Genomic DNA, 16,929 nt, shown 5'->3' with positions numbered 1-16,929 from the left:
CGCGAGAAAGTGGTGGAGCTGCAATCTGGGTGGATGCAGCCCCACCCAGTCTCGGGAGAAACGGTTACTCGATGTATTCGAACACCTCGTCCATGTTGCCGAACAGGGTCACCGTATTGTCGTCGATGCGAACCATTCGGCCGTAATGCGTTGAGGTGTTCACTTCGAAGATCTCGGCTGTCATTTCCTTCCCGAGAATCTCGCTGATTTCGTCCATCTTGAAGATCAGCTTGCCCTCTCCGTCGATGCGGATCAGGGCTGGCTGATAGGTCACGGTCACGTTCGGCTTCTTGCCCATGAACTCGGCGATGGCACGCGCCTCCACGCTGTCGTTCATCGTGACGCCGCACTGATGGGAAATCGTTTGTTCGAAACGAAGGTCTCCCATCTTCTGGAAGATGTTCTGGTTGGTCGCAGCTCTGGAAGCAACGGACATTGCAATTTACTCCTTGGGAAGGGTGAGGCCGAGTTCGCCGAGAATCTTCTTGATGCGTTCGACGGACTGCGCGCGGGCGTCGGCGTACTGCACCGGCTTCGAATGCGGCTGCGACCAGATCGGCTGCAGGCCCGCGGCCGCCTTGTTGGCAAGCGCCACATGCTTGTTCACCCAGCCCTGGAACAGCTTCTTGTTGTGGGCGGCATGCTGATTGTCGGTGACGAGCAGATGCATCAGGTCGATCGTATTCGCGAGGTTGCGCTCGTAGTCGGCTTCAGCCGCCGAGATGACGGGCGGCGTGATGAAGTCCCCATTCGATGAGGCCACCTGCATCAAGAAGCCACTACGGAACAGTTCGCCGACGAGCGGCTCGAACACGATATTGGTGGCAAAATACTGCTCAAGGTAATCGGCCGAGCCCATGATCGACTCGATCGCTTCCCGAGTGCCTTGCCAACCCTTGTCCTCGAGCCAGGTGTGCTTGCCGGCTGCGTCGTCGAAGCTCGGAATATCCATTCCGATTTCGGCCAGATAGAGTGTGATATCCTGGGCGAGGCGGAGCTTGTAGGACGAGTTGGTCAGCGTCGCGTTGTTGATCATCTGGGTGTAGCCGTAACGCTGAGCTTGCATCAGCGAAGTGCCGAGCCCGAACTCGACATGCTTCCACGCACCGAGATGATTCTGCAGGATCTTGATCCACGCCTTGTCGAAGGACTTCGGCGCGCCGGACTTGCGGCCGTTGGCGATCACCGCTTGAACCATCGCCTCGATCTTGGACTGCCGCTGGTAATGGGTCCGTTCCCACTCCTGGTCCGGAGCACGGAAGGCATGCCAATTCGAGCTCAGCGCCGCCGTGTTGTCCTTGGTGTAGGCACCCTTCCCGTTCGAGAACGAGATGATCCAGTCCTGCAACAGGTAGCGCTCCGGATCGGGCTGAACGTCGACAGTCACGTCCTCGTAATGCGTCGCTCGCTTGCTGCGCGGCTCGAAGTACCGATATTTGCGGCTGTCCGAGTCCGGAAACACCGCAGCGCCTGCTGCACCGGAGCCCGCTGAAACGCTTGGAACGGCAGTCATAGTCTTTCTCCTCCCATTGGTGGCTTTACACTTGCTGGATCGACACGCGGAAAATCTCGATTAAAGTTTCAGTTATTGGCTGGTGTGAACTTGTCGAAGAAGACGCGATCAGACTCGACATCGTTCATCTGCAGCACCGGCGTGAGCGCCTCGATCATGGGCGATGGACCGCAGGCATAGACGTCGACGTCTTCGCCATATCCGGAAGTGCGCAGGTGAGCTCCGACCGCCTCGTGCACGAAACCCTTTTCTCCATGCCAGGTTGCGTCGTCGACAGCGTGGGAGAGCACCGGGACGAACGTAAACTCCGGATGCTTCGAGGACAGTTCCTTGAATCGATCGAGATAGAAAAGATCGTTTTGCGTACGGGCCCCGTAGAAGAAATACACGGGACGCACTTCGCCTGAGCGAATGTGATCATGCAGGATCGACCACAGCGGCGACATTCCCGATCCTCCGCCGACCAGGATCATGGCTCCGGTTTTGTTTTCTCGCCGGAAGCAGGTCCCGTAGGGTCCCTTGATCCCGACCTCGGTTCCGACGGCGAGGTCTCCGTCAAGTCGGGAGGAGAAGCGTCCGTTCGGGTACTTTTTGATGATGAATGCGAGTTTTTGGCTTTCGCCCGGCGAATTTGCCATGGAAAACGAGCGCGTAATCGTCTCTGCCCCCGGGAGCGTGATGTCGACATATTGACCCGCCCAGAACTTCAGAGGTTGCTCCAGCGAGATTTCGAGCCGCCGAATGTCGTGGGTCAGCGCGGAGATGCTCGTGACTGTGCCCGTGAAGTCCTTGACGGGGATCGACTTCGACAGCACCTCCTCGTCGTAGTTGAGGAGCTCCACTTCAAGATCCGAATAGGCCAGCGTCCTGCACAGCAGGATGTAGTCCTGGCTGCGCTCTATCTCGTTGAGGGCGAACGTCGAGTATTTCTTCAGCTCCACATCGCCGCCGGTAAGCACGCACTTGCATGCTGAGCATTGGCCTTCCTTGCAACCATGCGGCAGTGCGATGCCCTGGCGGAAAGCGGCGTCGAGAACGGTTTCGTTCTCTTCGACCTCGAATTCTATGCCTACGGGGTGCAGGCGAACGACATTAGCGGGCGCGCCCATAGGGGCCTCCTCAAACCAAGGCTTGCGAATCTTCCGGTGATTGGCAGGGAAGGAGCCAGCGGAGCCGGCTCCTTCTCCCACGCTTAGTTGCAGGGATTGATGGTGAATCCCTTGCGATAGTCGGCGAGATGCGTCTCTCGGTCGGCCGGGCTCATCTCCCGCAGGGTGAGCAGCGGGCTCTTGAGAATGTGGCCGCGGACATCGTCGAGCGTCCACATTTCCTTCTCGTCGAAGCGCAGGTGCGGCTGGGCGACCAGGGTCTTGCCGTCGGTACGCACGAAGCCCAGATCCTTGATGGCGTCGGCGATATCCACGTTGTGATAGACGCTTTCCCACTCGCGACGGCCGCTGAACCGTCCCATCGCCGGGGTCGGACGCCCCTCATATTCGCCGGCGAAAGCTTCAACCGCCGTCCAGCGATCGATCTCATGGGCGAACGTGTAGAGCTTGCCGTCGATCTCATCCGTGACGATATCCTCACGGATCAGGCAAGGCACCAGGCACGACCAGCAACGATGCGGATAGACATAGCCGACATCGCTGTTGAAGAGGATGTTGGTCTGGCCGCGATGCGATAGCTTCTCGTACCACTTCCAGAACTCGCCGAACTGAGCATACCAACCCGGGTACTTGTGCTCGAACCACTCGAAGTCCTTGTCGGTCTGGGCCTCGATGCGCCAGAAGTTCGCTGACCAGCCGACCGCAAAGAACTGCGCGACCTTGTGGACGTAGTGCTTCTCGGTCAGCCGTTTCCACGCGGTCTGAACGTCGTCATGATGGATCTTGATGCCGTACTTCTCGAGCGGCAGCATGTAGGTCCGATAATAGTCCTCGAAGATCCAGCGGTGCCACATCTCCGCGTAGGACTCCTTGGTCTTGTCGCGGTTGGTGGTGCCGTACTCGATGAAGGTGCCAATGGCGGCATCCACGATGGCGTGGTTCTGCCAGAACGCGTAGCGCATGTCGCGCTCGAGCAGAAGATGGTTCTCGGGCTCCTTCAGCATCGACATCAGCATCGAGTGGCCGTTGCCGATGTGGCGGCTCTCGTCCGACTGAACCGAGAGGAAAACCGTCGGCAGCGCATAGTCGCCGTTGCGGGCCGCTTCCGATGGCATGGCCACGAACAGCGTGTTCGTGAACGCGGTCTCGGCGACCACGGTCAAGTAAACGTTCGCCGACGTGATCGCGTCGCCGGTGATGAATCCTTCACCGAACTGGCGGCCGATGGTGGTGGCGTAGCATTTCCCGAACGCCTCCTCCGTGATGTCGAACCCGGCCGGGTCGATGTAGTTCTCCATGTACCATTTCTTCAGGTTCATCTGGATTGTCGAGTGGCGGAACTCGTCAACCATCTGCATTGTGAAGCCGGTGCGCAGATCTTCACCCGGGGCAAGGCGCCCGACCATGGCCATGGACCGCGCAGCGGAGATCTCAGGGAACGGGATGATCGCCAGGAAGAGCTTCATCCACTCGACCCAGCGCGGCTCGACGTTGCGGAACATGTCGCCGCGCAAAGCAGCATCGAGCGCGCCGTACACGCGGTTGTCCTTTTCTTCCTGCATCGGGAAGTAGGAGCGAAGGACTTGCTTCATCGGATCCTTCGGCGCCTTCGTGATTTTGTAGTCCGTGGGGAAGGTCATCGCTTCCTGCACGTAGGACGGATTCCACCCGAGATCCGCAATCTTCTTTGCAGCTTCGCCGACGGAAATGCCGCGCTGAGCGGTGATCTTGTTGAGTGTTAAAGTTCCAGACATCTAGTCTATCCTCCTGATCGGGTCAGAGACCACTTCGATATTCCGCCTGCCCAGGACCTCGACGGGCCGGGCAGTGCTTACCCGTGCGTTACGGGCCACCTCGCGGCCGTTCGCACGACCGGACGTTTGATATCGGCAAGGGTCATAGGATGACTGTGGAGCCCTCCAGCGATGATCAGGGACGATCTTCGGACCCAGCGGCCCCCGATCGCAATTGTCCCATCCCGCATGAAAGCGCGCCTTCAGCTGAGCATCCCCTTCCCTCGTTCTTTTCGCGGCTCGCCCCAGACGGAGCAGTCGGCGTTGTTGTGCCAAGAGCTTTGCAATGGGCGTGCCAGCGCGTCTTTGGGGGCCCGCCGAGTAATTTCTGATTGAGTAAGTGGGGAAATGAGCGAACGCCGAGGGGCCACAATGCCTGGGTCGCGACTAACTGAGATGCAATTTGCGACACGAATTGCAAAATGAGAATCTCAGTGACGCGTATGGGCGCCTATTTTGCACCGCAATGTTTGCGCCGCAATATCGATCGGTCGCCTGGATGCCGAAATTACTTTGTTCGCTGTTGATCGATGGCGCATTGAGAGGACCAGAGACAGACTTTTTAAAGGTCCTCTCTCATCCGGCCAGCAAGCACTTGTCGGCGATAGGTGCAGATCGAAACCGGTCCTGACTTTTCGACAGCACATCCCTGGATCACCAGCAGACTACATGTTGGATGACGCGCTCTTGACCTGGTGCATCTCATCGAGATTGAAACGACGGCGTGGCAGCGCTTCTCCTACGGGGGCCAATGGTTCGGCGCTCCTCTAGATTGATCACTTGGCCGCACTTTGCAATCGGCGTTCTTTCGCTCATGCCGGCGGCCGCGCGTTGCGAGCTGGTTCCTTGTTCGCCCGCTCGAACTAGCGATAGTCTTCCACGCCGGCTGAGTGCGTTGATTGCCCAACTCTCGACATCCAGCGGCCGGAATAGAGGGCGTAACAATCATGATCGCAAAAGGGCAATCCGGTACTGAATTCTTTCAGATAGCTTGCATGTATTGGCTCACAGCAAAGCATGCAGAACGTTTTTGGACATGGCGTCCTGCCGTTCACCAGAATGAACCTCATGTGGCGCGTCCCAATGCGAAGCATTACAATGCCACTATGTCATCGTTGAACACCTAAGCGGCTCGCAACCAGCGGAGCCATCTATGGTCGGCCTCCCTGCGCACTCTGAACCGGGCGACGCACTTCCTGGAGCAGAGCGCCGTGCGCCAGCAGTAGTAACGAATAAGCCCAAACTTTCCGCCGCAGACGGCGCAGCAACCCGCTGAACCGTGGTGAGGATTCTTGGAGCTCTTGCCCATTCTGGCCTCCTGTCGATATCGCGCGAATAATTCTCCGAGCTTCCACATAGCACCGCGACCACACGCGAAGTGCGGCGTCAGCGATGGCGTTGGCTTGCAATGTCTCGCGGCGGATACGGACGCCAGGCGCAAGAGTTTGCCTCTGAAGTGCGCCTCAAGGCGAAGCGGCTCGTTCTTGGCCGTATCGGTGTGCTTCGCCGGCGAGTACCTGCAAGGAGGTGTGCAACGGCCGTGCCAGATCGTTCGAGGGCTTCTTTCGGATCGTCTTCTGAGCAGCAGAAGACAGAGCTGGGCGACATTGGATGATTGCGGGTGTCGCCCTGAGACCGGTCGCGTTGCAGATTGCGACGACGACGCAAAATGAGACTTTGTGCGAACCGCGCGGGGTACCCGTCCAGCACTCGCAGCGTTTGCGCCGCAACATGAGCAGTCTGTGTGCGGTCACCTGGACAGACGGAGGGCCGTCAAATCCACCGCGAGAAGTGCATTCTCGCGATGGATGACGTGGTTCTGAATCAAGGAATTAAAACAGCGCGTCCATGAATCTTGCCGGCGTTGAGATCGTGCAACGCCTTGTTCGCATCCGCCAGGCGATACTCGGCGGTGGCGAGTTCAACCAAACCTCGATCCGCGAGGGCCATCAACTCCGTTAGCTCGGCCCATGTGCCGACCAGATTTCCGATGATGTTTTTCTCGGTAATCACCATGTCGACGGTCGGAACACGGATGTCCTCACCATAGCCAACGACGTAATAGCTGCCCATCGGACGGGTCATCGCCAGGCCTTTGGATGTCGTGCCCTTCTCGCCGACGAAATCGATCACCGCTTCCGCGCCGTTTCCGGCAGTCAGAGCCAGCAATGCTGCCACTTCGTTGCCGTCAGCTTTCACCAGATGATCGGCGCCGGACTTTTCGGCCAATTTCAGCGACGCTTCGGACTTGTCGACCACGATAACGTCGGCAGCACACATTGCCTTGAGGCATTGGATTCCGATGTGGCCTAACCCACCCGCTCCGATAACGACGCAGAATTCGCCTGGCAAAAGGTGACGCGTGGCCTTCTTGATTGCGCGATAGGCCGTAAGGCCCGCATCCGCGTAGGGCGCTACATCCTTCGGAGCAAGTGTCCGCGGCAGCGGCACGATATTTCGTTCCGAGGTGCATAAGAATTCTGCGTAGCCGCCGTTGCAATCGAGACCCGGAAACGTGCCGGGACCGTGCATGTCGAAGCCACGGCGACAGGCGAGACACGTGCCGCCGGTGATCTTCGGATGAACGATAACCGGGTCACCTTTCTTCAGGCCCTCAACTTCCTTGCCAACCTCTTCGATCCAGCCCGCATTTTCGTGTCCCATGATGATGGGTAGCAGTTTATCGCCGGTTGGATCCATATGCGGTTTCCAGACGCCTTCAATAATATGAAGGTCAGTCCTACATACGCCAGCGCCGCCGATACGGACGATGACGTCCGTCGATTTGGTTAGCTTGGGATCCGGCACTTTTTCCTCGCTGACCCACCGATCGTTGGACAGCTTTTCGTCATACGCTCTCAATACTTGGGCTCTCATGTTGTCCTCCGTCTGCCCGGCGAACTTCGCGCTCGCCATCGCCGAGGCGGCTCAGCATTTTTCGTGCCAGTGAATTTGTTATTGCAGCGCAAACGACCGTTCCAACAATCGGCAAGCCGCGCGTCGATGTAGCAGCTTGGCGCGTGGTCCAGATCTCCGAACGGCCGAAGATTTCGGAACAAGCTCTGCCCGGGTATCGGGTCGTCCCTTCCCTGTCCTACCCCCAAACAACCCAGGAGTGCTCTCTGGTCTGCTTGCGCACCAGGAGCTGCCGTAGTTGGAGTGGGTTGGAGTGTCATCCGTAGCTTGTCACCGTAGCTACAAACGAACTCCCTCTCCACACCGCTTAAGAAGTTGATTCAAAACAATCACTTAGATTTCGCGGTTTGGAGGAGCCCCGTTCCGTCGTTTTCATCGACGGCGCAAGCGCCATCTTTCCTCGTGCCGTGGCCGGAGCGATGCCGTGCTTGTGCAAGATCAGGTTGCAAATCGTGTCTCCGCCGTCATTGTCGTCGGCCTTATCTGCGACCGCTCTACTGATCGCAAAAACAACGCCTTGTGTTGTGCCGAATCCGAGCGATAAGCCGATGGCGGCGCCTATCGCTGCACCTACAGGGCCTCCGATTCCAAGACCTGCGCCCTCATAGAAGCGACAGACGTTACCATTCCGTGTCTTCGTGCGCCTCCATGATCGGGATATCGCTAGGCGGAGCGGTTACTTCAAACGAAGCACCTTGTCGCGAGCGGTGATGCAAGAGGGATCTGACGGTCCTGCCACCTAATTCTCGAACCCAGGAAACGCCAAACCAAGCCAGCGACGCGACCTGTACGGCAACGCTCAACCCGAAGGCAACTTGGTAGGCTATCAGTGGATAGTGCCCATCTTGAACGGGCCATTGCTCGAGTATGAGTCCAGTTCCACACTGAACCGCGAAGGCCCACCCGAAATGCAAGACGTTTAGGCTTCCATTGGCGCGAGCCGCGAGCTCGGCTGGAAAGTATTCTGCAATTGTCGCGTAGCTAAGGACAGTGGCGGCGCCAACAACGGCAACCACTGACCATGGCAACATCGACGGGAGCGGTAGACGCAGGATCAGCGTGAGCTCAGCCAAGATGAACAGTAACGCCATCACTGCGAGCAGCGTTTCCGAACCGATACCACGTCTTCGCAACCGGTCGGCAATCGTGCCCAGCAGCAAGGCGCCGGCGCATACGCCAATCGCCGTGACGAACAATTGGGTCACCAAGGTTTCGCGGTTCAGTCCCTCGACATCCCTGAGCCAGGGCGCGGCCCACAATGCCTGCAACGACCAAGCCGACCCAACGCAGCTCGCCGAAAGAGGTGCAATTCGCCAGAAACGGCGATCCGTAAAGATCGCTTCCAGCCGAAGTCCGGCCGGTCGCGCTTGCTGTGCAATCTTGCTTTCCGGGACCGCTAGAAAGATCAGAAGGGCGGCTGCGAGCGTTGTGATCGCCAAAACCTCGAATATTCCGCGCCAACCCGTCGAGTTCAGCAACCATTCGGCAGGTCGGGTTGCCGTCACCGCACCCAAAGCACCCAGCATAATCATGTAGCCGTTCATCAGCGCGACCCGTTCTCTGGGAAACCAGAGGACGATCGCCTTCAGCCCAGCCATCAATGCGGCCGCGACGCCGAGCCCAATCATTGCGCGGGCGAGCAAGAGCGACAGGAATCCGGTCGAGGCACCGAACAGAGCGGCCCCTAGGGCCGCGGCCAGCATCAACGCGCTCTGGACCCGGCGCGGACCAAAACGATCCAACAAGACTCCGATAGGAATCTGCGCGGCCCCGAAGATCAGGAAATACACTGATGTTAGCAGCCCGAGACTACCGGCATTCAGACCAAGGTCCACCGATAGTGGTTCAGAGATCAGCGTATTGATCGTTCGGAACAGAAAGGAGAGATAGTAGCCTGCCGCAAACGGCAGAAAAACGCCGAGTATCAACCGCGATATTGGAAGTCGCCCCGCGGCACTTGCCTCGGGGATTGTGGGTGCGGCAGATGGGACGAGCGGGACCTGGCTTGCCCTCCTTCCAGCCGACTCAGTCGAGTCTGCAGAACGCGTTTGGTAAATTTCGAAAGTTGCGGTTGCTGCCGTCCTCCTGGACGGCAGCCGTCTGCTTGGATTCCACGTCTGGAGCGGCGTCCTGGAGGATATCGGCCTGATCTTCTGAACGACCGGACACGGTTTCCCCATCGCGCTCAGGCGGAGGGACGTCGCGCTCGGTCATACTGAGACTGGCGATCGTCTCCCGCATCAGCGGCCGGCCCGAGCGCACACGCCGATCAACCTGCTCGGCCAGGGCCTTGAACCGCCGATAGCCCAGCACACACGCGTCGCCCTGTTGCGAAGGCGGCATCGGCGGCGTCACCGTGACGTGATAGCGGACGTGCAACGCGACCGTCTCGGCGATGATCGCAAGTTCGCTCTCCAGGCGTTCAATCTGATCGCCGATCCGATGGAAGGCTTCGTGCACCATTACTTCCACCTGCGGAGCCTGATTCAGGAAACGTTCGAGAGCGGCCTGTACGACCGTGCTCTTGCCGGCGCCCAGCCGGCCGGTTGCAGCTTCCAACCGTTCGAAAACCGTCTCAGAGAGCTGAACGCTGAGCTTTCTGGTTCGAGGCGGGATCGGCGAAGTGTTCGCCTCTGTTTGATCCAAACTCAGGCTGACCTGTCCGTCGCGTTCGACTTCGACCGTCATGATCTCCCCTCCTCGTGCAACTAGATCGATCGGTGCAGCTCGCGCTCGCAATCAGCGAGGCGAGATCCGATCGAACGAATGAGCCGTCTTCGAGGGCTGCAGGGTCACAGAAGGAGAAGTTCCGTTATTGCTTCAACCGCACAGGCATCGATGTCGCAATCTGGCGTAGGATAAGAAAGAAGCGGCGGGCGCTCAGGCCGGATCAGGTTTGTCGCTCGAGCGAACACGCGGCTCGACGTCCAAGGTGATTTCCTGCGCTAAGCTCTGGCCTCGTGCGAGCCGCCGACCCAACGCTTCAATGAACCCTTCATAGCGCTCGCGCCCCTTGGCCTGTGCAGCAGGTTGTGCGGTATCCGGCAGGGGTGGGGTCGCCGTCAGCCAGAAGCGAACGAACAACGCCAGCGCTTCATTCGAGATCGTCACGTGACGCTCGAGGCGCTCGACCTGGCGCGTCAGCCGGTCCAATCGCCGGCCGAGGGCCGCTTCCATGCGCTCGGAGCCATCCGGAGACAGGAATGATGACAGCGCCGATTCGACGACGAGGGCCTGTGGCACTCGCTTCCGGTTCGCGTAGTCCGCTAACTGGCTGGCAAGATCGGGGGGCAGGCGAAATGTATGTTTGCTCCGCATCGCCTCACCTTAGAGATCAAGGCCATCATCAGGATCCATCGCCGCCTGACGGGCGACGCCGGCGGCTGCGTGACGTAATTCGCTTGCGCGCTGGATGTCATCATCGGAATCCTCGTCGGTGAACTCGAACTCAGCTTTCACGGCAGTCCGATCTGGCGCCACGTCTTCGTGCTCGGGAAGCTCCGGCTCTCGCCTGATGCCGCCATTGGCCGGATCGTCCGCGGACTTGCCGTCCTTGCCGTGAGCAAGTGGCATCTGACCGCCGCGCGAGTTGCCCGGCAGGGGCAGCTTGCTCCAGTCGTCGTCGGGCGATCGGACGAGGTTCTCAACAGTCCCGGATAGAGCCGGTGCAAGCACTCGCCCGCGGAATTGTGGGTCTTCGTAATAGCGCGCCTTCTTCGCACAAATCGGTGGACACCCCGAGACCAGGATCAACTCGTCGTCCGGTGGTAGCTGCATCACCTCGCCGGGCGTCAGAAGCGGACGTGCTGTCTCCTGCCGCGACACCATGAGATGACCGAGCCACGGGCTCAACCTATGGCCGGCATAGTTCTTCATGGCGCGCAATTCGGTCGCTGTTCCCAGCGCCTCCGACACGCGCCGGGCGGTACGTTCGTCGTTGCTGGCGAAGGACACCCGGACGTGGCAGTTGTCGAGGATCGAATTGTTCGGGCCATAGGCCTTCTCGATTTGATTCAGGGACTGGGCGATCAAGAAACTCTTGAGCCCGTAGCCAGCCATGAACGCGAGCGCTGACTCGAAGAAATCCAGCCTGCCGAGAGCCGGAAACTCGTCGAGCATCAACAGCAGACGATGCCGACGTCCCATCGCGTTCAAATCCTCCGTCAAGCGGCGGCCGATCTGGTTGAGGATCAGCCGCACGAGTGGCTTGGTCCGGCTGATGTCGGATGGCGGTACGACGAGGTAAAGGGTAGTCGCCTGGTCTGCCTCCACCAGGTCGCGGATCCGCCAGTCGCTGTGGCGCGTTACCTGCGCCACAACTGGATCACGGTAGAGCCCAAGGAACGACATCGCAGTTGAAAGCACGCCAGAGCGTTCGTTGTCGCTTTTGTTCAGAAGCTCTCGCGCCGCAGAGGCGATAACCGGGTGAACGCCGGCATCGCCAAGATGAGTCGTCGACATCATCGCGCGCAAGGTCGCCTCGATCGGACGCTTGGGATCCGACAGGAATTTTGCGACACCCGCTAAGGTCTTGTCTGGCTCGGCATAAAGGACGTGCAGGATCGCGCCTACCAGCAGGGAATGACTGGTCTTCTCCCAATGGTTGCGCCGTTCCAAGGCACCTTCCGGATCGACCAACACGTCGGCAATGTTCTGGACGTCCCGAACTTCCCACTCCCCGCGGCGTACCTCCAGGAGAGGGTTATAGGCTGCCGAGTTGCGGTTGGTCGGATCGAACAGCACGACCTTTCCATGGCGGGCGCGGAAACCTGATGTCAGATGCCAGTTCTCGCCCTTGATGTCATGGACGATGCAACTGCCCGGCCACGTCAGAAGCGTCGGCACCACGAGACCGACGCCCTTGCCCGATCGCGTGGGCGCGAAGCAGAGCACGTGCTCGGGGCCATCGTGTCGAAGGTAGTAGCGATCAAAACGACCGAGCACGACACCGTCCGGCCCCAGGAGCTGCGCGCCGCGAATTTCATTCTGCATTGCCCATCGGGCAGAGCCATAGGTGGCCGCGGTCTGTGCCTCCTGCGCTCGCCAGATCGACATTCCGAAGGCGACCATGATCGAGATCACCCCGCCGGACGCCGCGATGCAGGCCCCCTCGACGAAGATCTTGGGAGCATAGGCATCGTATGCGTACCACCACCAGAAGAAGGCGGGCGGAAGGTAGATGGGCATGCCGAGCTCAAACCAGGGGGGCCCGAGTCGCGGCTGGAATCCCAGCCTCCAGGCAACCCATTGCGTCGCTGCCCACGTGGTGATGAGCACGATGGCAAGGACGAGCGTGATCTGGCCCCAAAGCACTTTGGTTGTCGACATAGCAGAGATGCAGCAGGCTACCCGCGCGACATCAAGGACAAGACGACCCAAGGGTGCGTTGTGCGGTCCCTGCGCAGAAATCGGACAGAGTATCCGGGCGATGGCGCTAGAGGCCCAGTCCGCGTTTACGACCAAAATCCCAATCGACCCTGCCGCCTGGCATCATGACGCCTGTCACCTGCTTTCCGAGATGCTGCTCCAAAGCCGGCCGCCATGGCACGAGCTGGAAACCGAGGCCATCATCGATCAGGGCAAAGCGGCCCGAGGCAAGGGTCACCCGCTGTCTGTACACGCCTACAACATGATCGCCCTCAGCAGCCAAGCGGTGGTCAAGCCCCGTTTCAGCGGCAAGCTTGGCGGTCGCGTCCTGCAGTTCTCGACGCCGCAATGTCGCGAGCAAGTCGCGTGCGAACAGCACGCGCTGCCCCTGCCGGCGGGCCTGGCCCTGCTCGATGAGGTGATCGACGCGGGCCTCCATCGCCTCCCGCACCTCGGCTCCGAAGCCGCCGTGGCTGAGCGGCGGATCCTTGGCGAGGAGTTGGCGATCGAGCCAAGTGCTGCCCTTCGCGGTGACCTGTTCGTCGATGGTCAGGTCCGACCGGATGGCGAGCGACACGCGCCGGCGCCCGTTCGCATCATCGTAGGCGCGTGCCTCGACGATGGCGCCAGCCGGCGCATCGCCGGTCATCTCGATATCGCCGAAGCGTAGGTGGTGCATACGACCATCGATACCGGCGACGATCGCATAAGCGGTCCCTTTGAGCTCATCGTCGAGACCGCGTTGGACGAATCGGCCGAGCACTGGATCCGTGGGCTCCTCGCCGTGCAGGGCAAAAGTGCTGATGTCCGGCTCGCGACCAGCCCCGCTTAAGGCCTGGTGCATCGTCTTGATGATGTCACCGCGCATGCCGATCTGGCGAAGCGCCTGGTCAAGGCCAGGCTTCAAGGTCCAACAGGCGGGGCCTGCGGGCTCTGCCAAGCCAAGGCGCTCCAGCTTGGCGGCCCTGCCAAGCAGCAGGCTGCGCAGGTCGGTATCCTGGATATCCAGGCCCGGCCTGAGATCTGCCACTCCCCCATTCGCGTCGGAGATGTCCCGCAGCGCACGGTCGAGGCTGGTCCAGCGCTCCGCATCGACCTCCCGCTCAAGGCTTGCGCGAATCTCGTCCTCGCTGCGCAGCCCCAGCTCAAGCGTAACTCGGTCCGCTGCCCGATCACGAAGGCCGCGGCTGACGTACTCGCGGCTGATCACGAGGTCCTGACCGTCATCAGCACGCCCACGGATGAGGATGTGGACATGCGGGTTGTCCGTATTCCAATGATCGACCGCGATCCAGTCGAGCCTGGTTCCGAGATCCTTCTCAACGTCACGCATCAGCGCGCGCGTGAATGTCTTGAGGTCCCCCAGCGCGGCGCCGTCCTCGGGCGAGACGATGAACCGGAAGTGATGACGATCCTCTTCACAGCGTGCGGCGAAGGCTCGCTCGTCCGCCGCATCAGAAGTCTGGTCAAACATGCCCGCGGCTTCGCCCTCACGCGTTACGCCATCACGCTTGAGATAGGCCATGTGCTTGGGCAGGGGTGCCGACCGAAAACGCGAGCCCTTGTGACGCACAACGCGTGCCTTCGTCACGACCCGCCGGGCATTCGAGCGCAGGCGGATCGAGACTGCCGCGCGACGGCCGCGCCCGAAGTGGGAACGACTGTGGGCCGGGCTTGACCGGAAACTGTTGCCGACGTGACCCGCCCTCTTTGCAGATCGCATCACCTCCCCGACAAAGCTCTTCGGGCGCTTGGCCCCGCGGTTGCCGTGGTGGATGCGGCCGGGGCGGATCCGCAGGTCGTTATCACGTGACGTCACGGCTGAGAATCTTGCTCTTGCGCAGGTGTATGGCGCGCGAGGCATTGATTGCGCTCGAGAACTTGCGGAAAGCGCCAGCAGGAGGCATCGCCCGCATGACCATATCCCCCAATACAACCAACCACATAGGCCGGACCGACGGCCGGCCTTTTCCCTTGCCATCCCCGGTCGGCTGTAAGCGTCCGAATCCTGCACGACTTTTCGATGGTGTGTTCTCGTTCCATTTCGGGTTCTCTGCTGCACTGGAGAATCTCCGGTGGGTCCAAAACATTTCCAGAACAAAGCCAGGCGCGAATCGTGGTCGATTCACATCGAGGCCTGGCGGCGCAGCGGCACTTCGCGCAAGGCGTATTGCCGTCAGCATCGGCTGGACGAGGGCACGTTCACGCGCTGGCTCAAGGTTCTTGCTGGCGAGGAAGCTGCACGCAAGCTCACGGAATATCAGACGGAATTGCGTCGCGAGAAGCGCCGCGAAGAGCGGGAGAAAGGGCTGCGAAAACGCCGCCGGCAAGCGTTTGGCATCAGCACGGACGTGCGCAATCGCGCCATGCAAGCGTTCTGGGCGATGCATGTGGAGGCGATGAATTGGAGCGGCATGGGTGTGCGAATACGCTGCGGCGCTGTCGCTTTCGCCTTACGCGCTGCGCACGTGGCGTGATCGGTTGGACGACGGCGAGGTCGAAATCGACTGGCGTGCGCATCTTCACCCCTCCGCCCGCCCCGTCGCTAGCACTAGTGCTAAGGAATCGACCTCCAGAAGCAGCTTGACAGAAGGCGTGAACGACGCTCCGACCACGCCCGCGACGTCGGCCCGACGCTTCTTCAGCGACGAACAGAAGTTTGCGATCGTGATGGAAACCGAGCAGCCGGGCGCCACGGTCTCCGGCGTCGCCCGAAAGCACGGCATCGTCACGGGATTGCTATTCCGCTGGCGGGTGGAGTTCGGCGTGGCGCAGAAGAAGCGCGCAAGGCTTGCTTCCGTCGCGCTGGCGGACGACACGACGGCCGCTCTCGATCTACGACCGCCGGAAGGAATGATGGCTGTTGATCTGCCTGATGGGCGGCGTGTCTTTGCGCCCGTCGGCAGCGATCCCGATGTTGTGCGGGCGCGTGTTGAGAGCGGAGAGATCACGCCATGCTGATTGTTCCTGCTGGCGTGAAAGTGCACCTGGCGCTTGGCTACACGGACATGAGGAAAGGCATAGATGGCCTCGCCATGTTGGTCCAGGAAGTGCTGAAGAAAGATCCGTTCTCGGGCCATCTGTTTGCCTTCCGCGGTAAGAAGGCATCGATGTTGAAGGTCCTGTTCTGGGACGGCAATGGTCTTTGCCTGTTCACCAAGCGGATCGACCAGGGTCGCTTTGTCTGGCCGGTGATGGCAGGTTACGACGGCTCGATCACGCTGACACCGGCACAGCTTGCGATGTTGATCGAAGGCATCGACTGGCGCGCACCCGAACGTGTGTGGAAGCCAGTTCTCGCTGGGTGAATCACACAGACCCGCATCAAACAAGGCGAAGTTGCTTCTTCGAATCAGCGTGCTCGAGTAGAATCGAACATGCAGCTCGATCTCGATAATCTCCCGACAGATACAGTGCTTCTGCAGCGCCTGGTGCGCGATATCGCCACGGCGATGGAGCACAAAGGCGGCGAGATCGAGCGTCTCCAGTCGATCATCAAACAGCTCCAGCGAATGCAGTTCGGGCGCCGTTCCGAACGCATCGACCCTGACCAACTGGCGCTCGGTCTGGAGGATATCGACAGTGATATCGGCCGCATCAGGGAGAGCCGTCCAACGGTCGTTACGGACAACCCGGATGCGCCGTCGCGGCGCAAGCCGTTGCCCGCTCATCTGCCTCGCGAAGACATCGTGCTCGATGTCGAGGACAGGGTCTGCGCTTGCTGCGGCGGGACATTGCATGCCATCGGCGAGAGCGTCGGTGAAATGCTGGACTGGGTACCGGCACAACTTCGTGTCGTGCGCTTCGCTCGCCCAAAGTACGCGTGTCGCTCCTGCAACAAGGTGGTGCAGGCGGCCGCGCCGGAGCGGCCGATTGCGGGTGGCCTGGCATCGCCGGCGCTGCTCGCGCAGGTGCTGGTCAGCAAGTACTGCGACCACACCCCGCTTTATCGGCAGTCGCAGATCTTTGCCCGACATGGTGTCGATCTCAGCCGCTCGACGCTGGCCGGCTGGGTTGGTGGCGCATGCTGGTGGCTGGAAGCCCTGCACGAACGGTTGTGCAAGAACGTGTTTGCTTCCGATCATCTGTTCGCCGACGACACGCCCGATCCCGGCCGGGGACGGACGAAGACCGGGCGTCTTTGGGTCTATGCTCGCGAACAGCGGCCGTGGTGCGGGCCTGAGCCGCCGGCGGCGGTCTATCTGTTTGCGCCTGACCGCAAGGCCGAGCG

14 protein-coding genes are annotated in these 16,929 nt (G+C 60.4%); 4 read left to right on the top strand and 10 right to left on the bottom strand.

The genetic code is table 11. From position 1 onward, the window contains the following. Positions 1–64: 64 nt before the first annotated feature. The 10 genes from Q2941_RS33065 to Q2941_RS33020 all read right to left on the bottom strand — a co-directional run bounded on the left by Q2941_RS33065 (position 65) and on the right by Q2941_RS33020 (position 14,517). Positions 65–436 (bottom strand): MmoB/DmpM family protein, encoded by a 372-nt coding sequence (locus Q2941_RS33065; RefSeq protein WP_458195029.1) that lies wholly within the window; start codon positions 434–436, stop codon positions 65–67. A 6-nt stretch (positions 437–442) separates the two neighbouring features. After that, positions 443–1,513, bottom strand: coding sequence for an aromatic/alkene monooxygenase hydroxylase subunit beta (locus tag Q2941_RS33060; RefSeq protein WP_254107652.1), 1,071 nt, complete (start codon positions 1,511–1,513; stop codon positions 443–445). Positions 1,514–1,581: 68 nt separating this feature from the next. Then, complete coding sequence (locus Q2941_RS33055) at positions 1,582–2,622, bottom strand: 2Fe-2S iron-sulfur cluster-binding protein (RefSeq protein ID WP_254107654.1); 1,041 nt, start codon at positions 2,620–2,622, stop codon at positions 1,582–1,584. A gap of 83 nt (positions 2,623–2,705) precedes the next feature. Beyond that, positions 2,706–4,376: an aromatic/alkene/methane monooxygenase hydroxylase/oxygenase subunit alpha gene (locus tag Q2941_RS33050; RefSeq protein WP_254107656.1), complete on the bottom strand. Its 1,671-nt coding sequence runs from the start codon at positions 4,374–4,376 to the stop codon at positions 2,706–2,708. Positions 4,377–6,239: 1,863 nt separating this feature from the next. Then, positions 6,240–7,292 (bottom strand): NAD(P)-dependent alcohol dehydrogenase, encoded by a 1,053-nt coding sequence (locus tag Q2941_RS33045; protein ID WP_371933098.1) that lies wholly within the window; start codon positions 7,290–7,292, stop codon positions 6,240–6,242. Positions 7,293–7,951: 659 nt separating this feature from the next. Next, positions 7,952–9,268, bottom strand: coding sequence for an MFS transporter (locus Q2941_RS33040; protein WP_458195059.1), 1,317 nt, complete (start codon positions 9,266–9,268; stop codon positions 7,952–7,954). An 88-nt stretch (positions 9,269–9,356) separates the two neighbouring features. Further along, positions 9,357–10,019: a hypothetical protein gene (locus Q2941_RS33035; protein WP_458195028.1), complete on the bottom strand. Its 663-nt coding sequence runs from the start codon at positions 10,017–10,019 to the stop codon at positions 9,357–9,359. Positions 10,020–10,211: 192 nt separating this feature from the next. After that, positions 10,212–10,649 (bottom strand): CopG family transcriptional regulator, encoded by a 438-nt coding sequence (locus Q2941_RS33030; RefSeq protein WP_254107662.1) that lies wholly within the window; start codon positions 10,647–10,649, stop codon positions 10,212–10,214. 9 nt (positions 10,650–10,658) lie between these two features. Continuing rightward, entirely contained in the window at positions 10,659–12,659 is a 2,001-nt protein-coding gene (locus Q2941_RS33025) for a conjugal transfer protein TraG (protein ID WP_458195027.1), read from the bottom strand. Between the two features lie 106 nt (positions 12,660–12,765). Continuing rightward, on the bottom strand, positions 12,766–14,517 hold the full coding sequence (locus tag Q2941_RS33020; protein ID WP_458195026.1) for a relaxase/mobilization nuclease domain-containing protein: 1,752 nt from the start codon (positions 14,515–14,517) through the stop codon (positions 12,766–12,768). Between the two features lie 256 nt (positions 14,518–14,773). On the opposite strand from Q2941_RS33020, the gene tnpA (Q2941_RS33015) reads away from it, so the two are divergent. From tnpA (Q2941_RS33015) to tnpC, 4 genes are all read left to right on the top strand, one after another. Beyond that, positions 14,774–15,175, top strand: a complete 402-nt coding sequence (gene tnpA / locus Q2941_RS33015; RefSeq protein ID WP_458195024.1) for an IS66 family insertion sequence element accessory protein TnpA — start codon at positions 14,774–14,776, stop codon at positions 15,173–15,175. Positions 15,176–15,293: 118 nt separating this feature from the next. Beyond that, positions 15,294–15,659, top strand: a complete 366-nt coding sequence (tnpA, locus tag Q2941_RS33010; RefSeq protein ID WP_458195023.1) for an IS66-like element accessory protein TnpA — start codon at positions 15,294–15,296, stop codon at positions 15,657–15,659. Next, positions 15,653–16,006 carry an IS66 family insertion sequence element accessory protein TnpB gene (gene tnpB / locus Q2941_RS33005; protein WP_247833365.1) on the top strand — a complete coding sequence of 118 codons (354 nt, stop codon included), beginning with the start codon at positions 15,653–15,655 and terminating at the stop codon, positions 16,004–16,006. Before tnpA (Q2941_RS33010) ends, tnpB begins: the two co-directional genes overlap by 7 nt. A gap of 69 nt (positions 16,007–16,075) precedes the next feature. After that, positions 16,076–16,929, top strand: an 854-nt coding sequence (tnpC, locus tag Q2941_RS33000; RefSeq protein ID WP_458195022.1) for an IS66 family transposase, incomplete at its 3' end; no start/stop codon positions are given.

This window comes from Bradyrhizobium sp. UFLA05-153, from assembly GCF_054185185.1.
This window is presented reverse-complemented; position numbering and strand designations above follow the sequence as displayed.

Bases quoted from the DNA above. Each gene is read 5' to 3' on its own strand.
- tnpB (WP_247833365.1), top strand. From the start codon at position 15,653: ATGCTGATTGTTCCTGCTGGCGTGAAAGTGCACCTGGCGCTTGGCTAC.
- Q2941_RS33065 (WP_458195029.1), bottom strand. From the start codon at position 436: ATGTCCGTTGCTTCCAGAGCTGCGACCAACCAGAACATCTTCCAGAAG.
- Q2941_RS33060 (WP_254107652.1), bottom strand. From the start codon at position 1,513: ATGACTGCCGTTCCAAGCGTTTCAGCGGGCTCCGGTGCAGCAGGCGCT.
- Q2941_RS33055 (WP_254107654.1), bottom strand. From the start codon at position 2,622: ATGGGCGCGCCCGCTAATGTCGTTCGCCTGCACCCCGTAGGCATAGAA.
- Q2941_RS33025 (WP_458195027.1), bottom strand. From the start codon at position 12,659: ATGTCGACAACCAAAGTGCTTTGGGGCCAGATCACGCTCGTCCTTGCC.
- Q2941_RS33050 (WP_254107656.1), bottom strand. From the start codon at position 4,376: ATGTCTGGAACTTTAACACTCAACAAGATCACCGCTCAGCGCGGCATT.
- Q2941_RS33035 (WP_458195028.1), bottom strand. From the start codon at position 10,019: ATGACGGTCGAAGTCGAACGCGACGGACAGGTCAGCCTGAGTTTGGAT.
- Q2941_RS33030 (WP_254107662.1), bottom strand. From the start codon at position 10,649: ATGCGGAGCAAACATACATTTCGCCTGCCCCCCGATCTTGCCAGCCAG.
- Q2941_RS33045 (WP_371933098.1), bottom strand. From the start codon at position 7,292: ATGAGAGCCCAAGTATTGAGAGCGTATGACGAAAAGCTGTCCAACGAT.